Source organism: Streptomyces sp. NPDC054786 (assembly GCF_053611685.1).
On record NZ_JBSHAW010000036.1, the window covers coordinates 62,404 to 68,403 of the forward strand.

General features: G+C 74.0%; 4 protein-coding genes. All 4 read left to right on the forward strand.

Features of this window, described 5'->3' with window-relative positions; translation table 11 throughout:
- Positions 1-539 precede the first annotated feature (539 nt).
- The 4 genes from ACWGI6_RS27720 to ACWGI6_RS27735 all read left to right on the forward strand — a co-directional run bounded on the left by ACWGI6_RS27720 (position 540) and on the right by ACWGI6_RS27735 (position 5,779).
- Positions 540-1,373 (forward strand): undecaprenyl-diphosphate phosphatase, encoded by an 834-nt coding sequence (locus tag ACWGI6_RS27720; RefSeq protein WP_453270039.1) that lies wholly within the window; start codon positions 540-542, stop codon positions 1,371-1,373.
- A 232-nt stretch (positions 1,374-1,605) separates the two neighbouring features.
- A complete protein-coding gene (locus tag ACWGI6_RS27725; protein ID WP_453270040.1) occupies positions 1,606-2,892 on the forward strand; it encodes a PP2C family protein-serine/threonine phosphatase in 1,287 nt (428 codons plus the stop codon).
- A 493-nt stretch (positions 2,893-3,385) separates the two neighbouring features.
- Positions 3,386-4,678, forward strand: a complete 1,293-nt coding sequence (locus ACWGI6_RS27730; protein WP_453270041.1) for a DUF5685 family protein — start codon at positions 3,386-3,388, stop codon at positions 4,676-4,678.
- A gap of 198 nt (positions 4,679-4,876) precedes the next feature.
- Positions 4,877-5,779 carry a PhzF family phenazine biosynthesis protein gene (locus ACWGI6_RS27735; RefSeq protein WP_453270042.1) on the forward strand — a complete coding sequence of 301 codons (903 nt, stop codon included), beginning with the start codon at positions 4,877-4,879 and terminating at the stop codon, positions 5,777-5,779.
- The last annotated feature ends 221 nt before the right edge of the window (positions 5,780-6,000 follow it).

A 6,000-nucleotide genomic window follows, 5' to 3' on the forward strand; every position in this document is an offset into this window, starting at 1 on the left:
CATCGCGGGGGAGGGGCTGACGCCATGGCTCGGTGCCCGGGTATCCGTCCCCCTGTACGTCGCCGGGCAGGGGCACCGTTCATCCGTATCGAATTCCGGCGGACATCCGCCACCCGGGGCCGCTGCCGTGGCCCGGCCCGCCCCGGCCTCGTTCGCCGGCCGCCCGCGCCGCCCGCGCCGCCCTTGCCGCCCTTGCCGCCCGCGCCGCCCGCGCCGCCTGCGCCGCCCTTGCCGCCCTTGCCGCCCGCGCCGCCCCGCCCGCCCGCCGGGCCGGTACCGCGGCGGCCCGCGAGGCCGTTCCCTTGGGCCCGACGGCAGGACCACCAGTACAGTCGCCTGACCGACCCGTGTGCCGAGGCATACGTGTGTGTCGGTGACGCCGGAGGTATCCCCGGGACCCGCCGCGGCCGATGCGAGGGCATCGCCGACGGCGCCGATGCCCCCTCGTCCCCGCCACCCGCCCGGCCGCAGAACCCGAAGCCCACCGCACCACGGCGCATCCGCGCCGCACGTTCACACCATCCCCAGAAATGGATCCCATGAGCGCGATCAGCATCGGCCAAGCCGTCGTCCTCGGAGCCGTTGAGGGGGTGACGGAATTCCTTCCGGTCTCCTCCACCGGCCATCTCAAGATCACCGAAGGTCTGATGGGGATCCCCGTCGACGACACGGCCGTGGTCGGCTTCTCCGCCGTCATCCAGGTCGGCGCGATCGCCGCGGCGCTCGTCTACTTCTTCAAGGACATCGTGCGCATCGTGGGCGCGTGGTTCCGGGGCCTGCGCAACCGCGAGGAGCGCTACCACCACGACTACAAGTTCGCCTGGTGGGTGATTTACGCCACCATCCCGATCGTCGTCGTCGGCCTGGCCGCCAAGCCCCTGATCGAAGGCCCCCTCGCCTCCCTGTGGGTGGTGGCCGGCTCGCTGATCATCGGCAGCGGGGTGATGTGGGCGGCCGACCAGATGGGCCGCCACAAGCGCGGTGAGGACGACACCTCGCTCAAGGACGCCATGTGGGTCGGCTGCTCGCAGATCCTCGCCCTGCTCTTCCCCGGCTTCTCCCGCTCCGGGGCGACGATGTCCACCGCCCTCATCCTCGACCTGGAGCGCGTCGCGGCCACCCGCCTCTCCTTCTTCCTCGGCATCCCGGCCCTCACCGGAGCCGGTATCTACGAGCTGAAGGACGCCATCGGCAGCGGCGCCGCCGTCGCACCCCTGGCCATCGGCACCGTCGTCTCCTTCGGCGTCGCCTATGCCTCGATCTCCTGGCTGCTGAAGTTCGTGGCCAAGCACTCCTTCAACTCCTTCGTGATCTACCGGATCCTCGTCGGCGCGCTGCTCTTCGGCCTGCTGGGCACGGGCGTCCTCACCTGACGATCACCGAGGGTTCCCGGCGGAGATGTCGACCGCCGCCCCGCCGGGAACCGCGGGCCGGGGGAGTACCCGGGTAGCCCGGTACTACGGCCCGACGCCCGACAGGCCGCGGCCTCGGCCGCACGGAGGACCGGCGCCACGCCGCGGCGGGCCGTGCGGCCGCCCGGGGCTAGTCCGGCGGATCATGGGCGGGGCCGCGCAGGAGGCGGGCCGCAGCGCCCTGGAGGTGGCCTTGTCGAACCAGGATGGCCCGGACGGGGATCGGGACGCCGATCCTGCCCGCCTACTGGCCCGTCTGCGCACGGTGGAGGAAGCCGCCGAACGCATCGGCACCACCCTGGACGAGCAGACCACCTGTGCCGAGCTGGCCCGGTTCCTGTGCCAGCACCTGTGCGACGCCGCCGCGGTGGACCTGCTCGACGCGGAGGGCACCGGAGCGCGGTCACGCTCCCCGGCAGCACTGCGACGCGTGGCGACGGCAGGCCTGGTCAAGGTGCTGGAGGCGCGGTTCCCCGACGAGGGCCCGGAACCGTCCGACGGCGGGTCACCCGCGCTGCGGGCCCTGGCCGAGGGCCGGCCCGTCACCGCGACGGCAACCCTGCCGGGCGGCCGCTCCGCCGGGGCGCTGTCGGTGCCGCTCCTCGCGCACGGCCGCCGCTACGGTGCGCTGCTGGCCCTCCGCGCAGGTGGCAGTTTCACCGCGGACGAGACCGCCACGGCGCACTTCCTGGCCCGTCTCACCGCCGCCCACCTCGCACACGCCCGCCGGTACGCCGCGGTGCAGGGCACGGCGATGGACCTGCAGCGGGCGCTCCTCGCGGAGCCGGGCCGGCCGCACCCCAACCTGGAACTCGCCACCCGCTATCTGCCCTCCGGCAGCAGCGCCCTGGTCGGCGGCGACTGGTTCGAGACGGTGCGGCTCCACTACGGGCGCACCCTGCTCGTCATGGGCGATGTGATGGGACACGGACTCGACGCGGCGGTCGACATGAACGCCTACCGCTCCCACCTGCGCTATGTCGCCTCCACCGATCTGCCGCCCCATCGCGTACTGCGCCAACTCGACGCCGCCGTGGCCGAGGACGAGACCCGGCGTCCGGCGACCTGTCTGCTGGCCCAGGTCGATCCGGCGCGCGGAATCGCCGCGTTCGCCAGCGCGGGCCATCTCCCTCCGGCGGTCTTCAGCCGCGAGGGCGTGGCCGACCTCGTCCGGGTCCCCGTCGGCCCGCCCCTGGGCACCGGGGTCGGGGGCTACGAACTCGTCACCCGCACCCTCACTTCCGAGGACACCCTGCTGATGTTCACCGACGGTCTCGTCGAGCGGCGCGGTGAAGACATCGACGTCTCCCTGTCCCGGCTGGCCCGGATACGGCTGCCCGCCGGGGCCGGTGTGGCGGAGGCACTCGACGAGGTCCTGCTCCGCCTCGACGGTCTGCATGCCGAGGACGATGTCGCCGTCCTCGCCGCGCGTCTGCGCCACCATCCCGGGGCGGGGCCGGCCGAGCCCGCGGCGCTCTGACGCCGGCGCACCGTGCCCCGACGAATCCCGAAGCCGGCTGAACAGTCCCGGGGCGCGGTCCGTACATAGGGGTGTGCCGCGGGATTTTCCCCGATTCCCGGCTTGGCCCGGCCTTCCTGTGACCTGGGCCCCGCGGCCGCTCCGCCGGTGCTACCCCTGGCACGGCGGAGCGGCCGCCTTCACCACCGCGAGGGGCCGGGCCGGATCAGCTCGATGACCGTGCCGTCCTGGGCGTCCCGCAGCTACGCGAAACGGGTACCGGCCCGTGGCCCCTCGGACATGGCCCCTGCGGTGCCCCGGCCGGCTGCCACCCGGACCGGGCGGCACCGGCGCGCACCGCCACCGCCACCGCGAACGTGACGGCGCATCAGTGCTGCCGCCCCCGCACCGGGGGTGTGTGTCCAGGTCAACGGCACACTGGGTACCATTCCTGCCGCTGCCGGCCCATGCCGACTGAGGCCGGTCCACGCCGACGTCCTACGGGGGTTGCCATATGTTCGGAATCGTCAGGCCCTGCACACATCGCCTGTCGCAAGGGCTCAAGGCGGAGTGGATGGCCCATCTGTGCGGTCTCTGTCTCGCGCTTCGGGGCGATCACGGGCAGTTCGCCCGGGTCGTCACGAACTACGACGGGCTGATCGTCTCCGTGCTGACGGATGCTCAGTCCGCTCCCGCGCAGGCTCACCGCCGTACCGCGGGGCCCTGTCCGCTGCGGGGTATGCGTACCGCTTCGGTGGCGAACGGGGAGGGCGCGCGGCTCGCGGCGTCGGTGTCCCTCGTGCTCGCCTCGGCGAAGATACGTGACCATGTCGCCGACGGGAACGGAGCGCTGCGCCGCCGGCCGGTGGCCGCCGCCGCGCGCAAGGTCGCCGCGGGATGGGACCGGGCCGGGGCGCGCACCGGCGCCACCCTCGGCTTCGACACCGCCGTACTCGTCGACGCGGTCGACCGGCAGCTGGGCATCGAGGAGCTGGCCGGGCCCGGCACACCGCTGACGGTCATCACCGAACCGACCGAGACGGCGACCGCCGCGGCCTTCGCCCACACCGCGGTGCTGGCCGGCCGGCCGGGCAACGCCGCGCCGCTGGCCGAGGCCGGCCGGCTCTTCGGACGGCTGGCCCATCTCCTCGACGCTGTGGAGGACCGTACGGCGGACGCCGCCGAGGGCGCCTGGAACCCGCTCGCCGCCACGGGCGCCACCGCCGCACAGGCCCGCCGGCTGTGCGACGACGCGCTGCACGGCATCCGCCTCGCGCTGCGCGACGTGGAGTTCACCGACTCCGCTCTGGTGCATGTGCTGCTGGTGCACGAACTGCGCCGCTCGGTGGACCGTGCCTTCGGTACGGCCGCCTGCTCCCACCAGGGGCACGGCGCGCCGGGGCCGTACGACGGCCAGGGCGGGAACCCGTACCGGAACGGCCCGCCGCCCCAGTACGGTCAGGCACCGGCCGGCGGCCCGTACGCCCATGGTCAGCAGCCTCTGAACGGGCCTCAGAACCCGTACAGCGGCGGTCCGGTGGGCCCCGGCGGTCCGGGCGGCGGCCATGGCGGCGGCTCCGGCGGTGGCGAGGGCGGGATGCCGCAGTTCCCGCAGCAGCCGAAGAAGCCCCGTGGCTTCTTCGCCGGCTGTGCGGTCGCCATCGGGCTGTGCTGCACCTGCAAGCTCTGCTGCGCGGAGGAGTACGAGGGACCGTGGTCGCGCAAGAAGCGCGAGGGGTGCTGCCAGAACTGCGATTGCTGCGACGGTTGCGATTGCTGTGACTGCTGCAGCTGCTGCGACTGCTGATCGCCGGGGCAGCCCGCCGAGCATCCCGACCGGCCCGCCGACGGCATCCTGTGCCCGACCGGCCACCCCGCCCGGACGTTCGCCCGGTGGGCCGATGCGCACCAGGACGACATCATCGACGGTTCCGAGCCGTCCGCCGGGTGCACGGGGCCGGACGTAGCCTGGGCGCGGACCGACCTCGCCGAGAGGAGCTCAGCCATGGCCGACCGCACCCCGTTCGCCCTGGTGGACGTCTTCACCGACCAGCCGCTGGAGGGCAATCCGCTGGCCCTCGTTCCCGACGCCGATGCACTGCCCGAAGGGCTGCTGCCCCGTATCGCCCGCGAGTTCCATCAGGCGGAGACGACGTTTGTGCTGCGTCCGACGCGGCCCGGTGCCACCTGGCGGCTGCGCTCCTTCACCGCGGCGGGTATCGAGGTGTTCGGGGCCGGCCACAATGCCCTCGGTGCCTGGTGGTGGCTGGCCGCCGTGGGCCGGCTCGGCCCCCGCGGCGGCGCGGGCCGTTGGCACCAGCAGCTGGGTTCCGTGGTGCTGCCGGTCGAGATCGCTGCCGGCGGGAACGGCCTCATCGAGGTCACCATGGAGCAGCGAGCGGCCGAGTACGGCGACGAGTTGACCGACCTGGCCGCCCTTGCCGACGCGCTCGGGGTCGACGGTGACGGACTGGGGGCGGCCGCCGGGCTGCCGGTGGCGCAGGTGGTCTCCACCGGTGCGGCGCATCTGATGGCCGGGCTCCGCGACCGTGGTGTCGTCGATGCCGCGCGTCCGGACGCCGCCCGGCTACGGGCGCTGCTGCCCGATGTCGGCGGTCAGGGTGTGTACATGTACGCCCTCGACCCGGCCGAGCCCCGTGCCGATGTGCATGCCCGCTTCGTCAATCCGGTCGCCGGTATCACCGAGGACCCGGCCACCGGGAGCGCAGCGGGTCCGCTTGCCTGCCTGCTGCGCCGGCACGGTCGGGCCGGTGACCAGGTGGCCATCGTCCAGGGACACGCGCTCGGCCGGCCCGCACACCTCCGGGTCACCGTCACCGACGACACTCCGCGTATCACCGGCCGGGCCGCCTTGGCCGCGACCGGTGAACTCCGTGTCCCGAGGTAAGAGTTGAGGCGTGCGACCTCCGAGAGGTGCGGCACCGTGCCGCCCACACCGCGGTCGTGGGCAGGTGAGCCGGCCCAGCCGCTGGAAGCGGCCCGCCACGACGCAGCGGGCAGTCCGGCGTGGGGGGGGGACCGGTCGGGGCCGGGTGGGCCCCCCCCGCGCGGGAGGACGGGGGGTCCGCGGAGCGGCGGGGTTGGGGGGGGGGTGTGGACGTTGTGGGC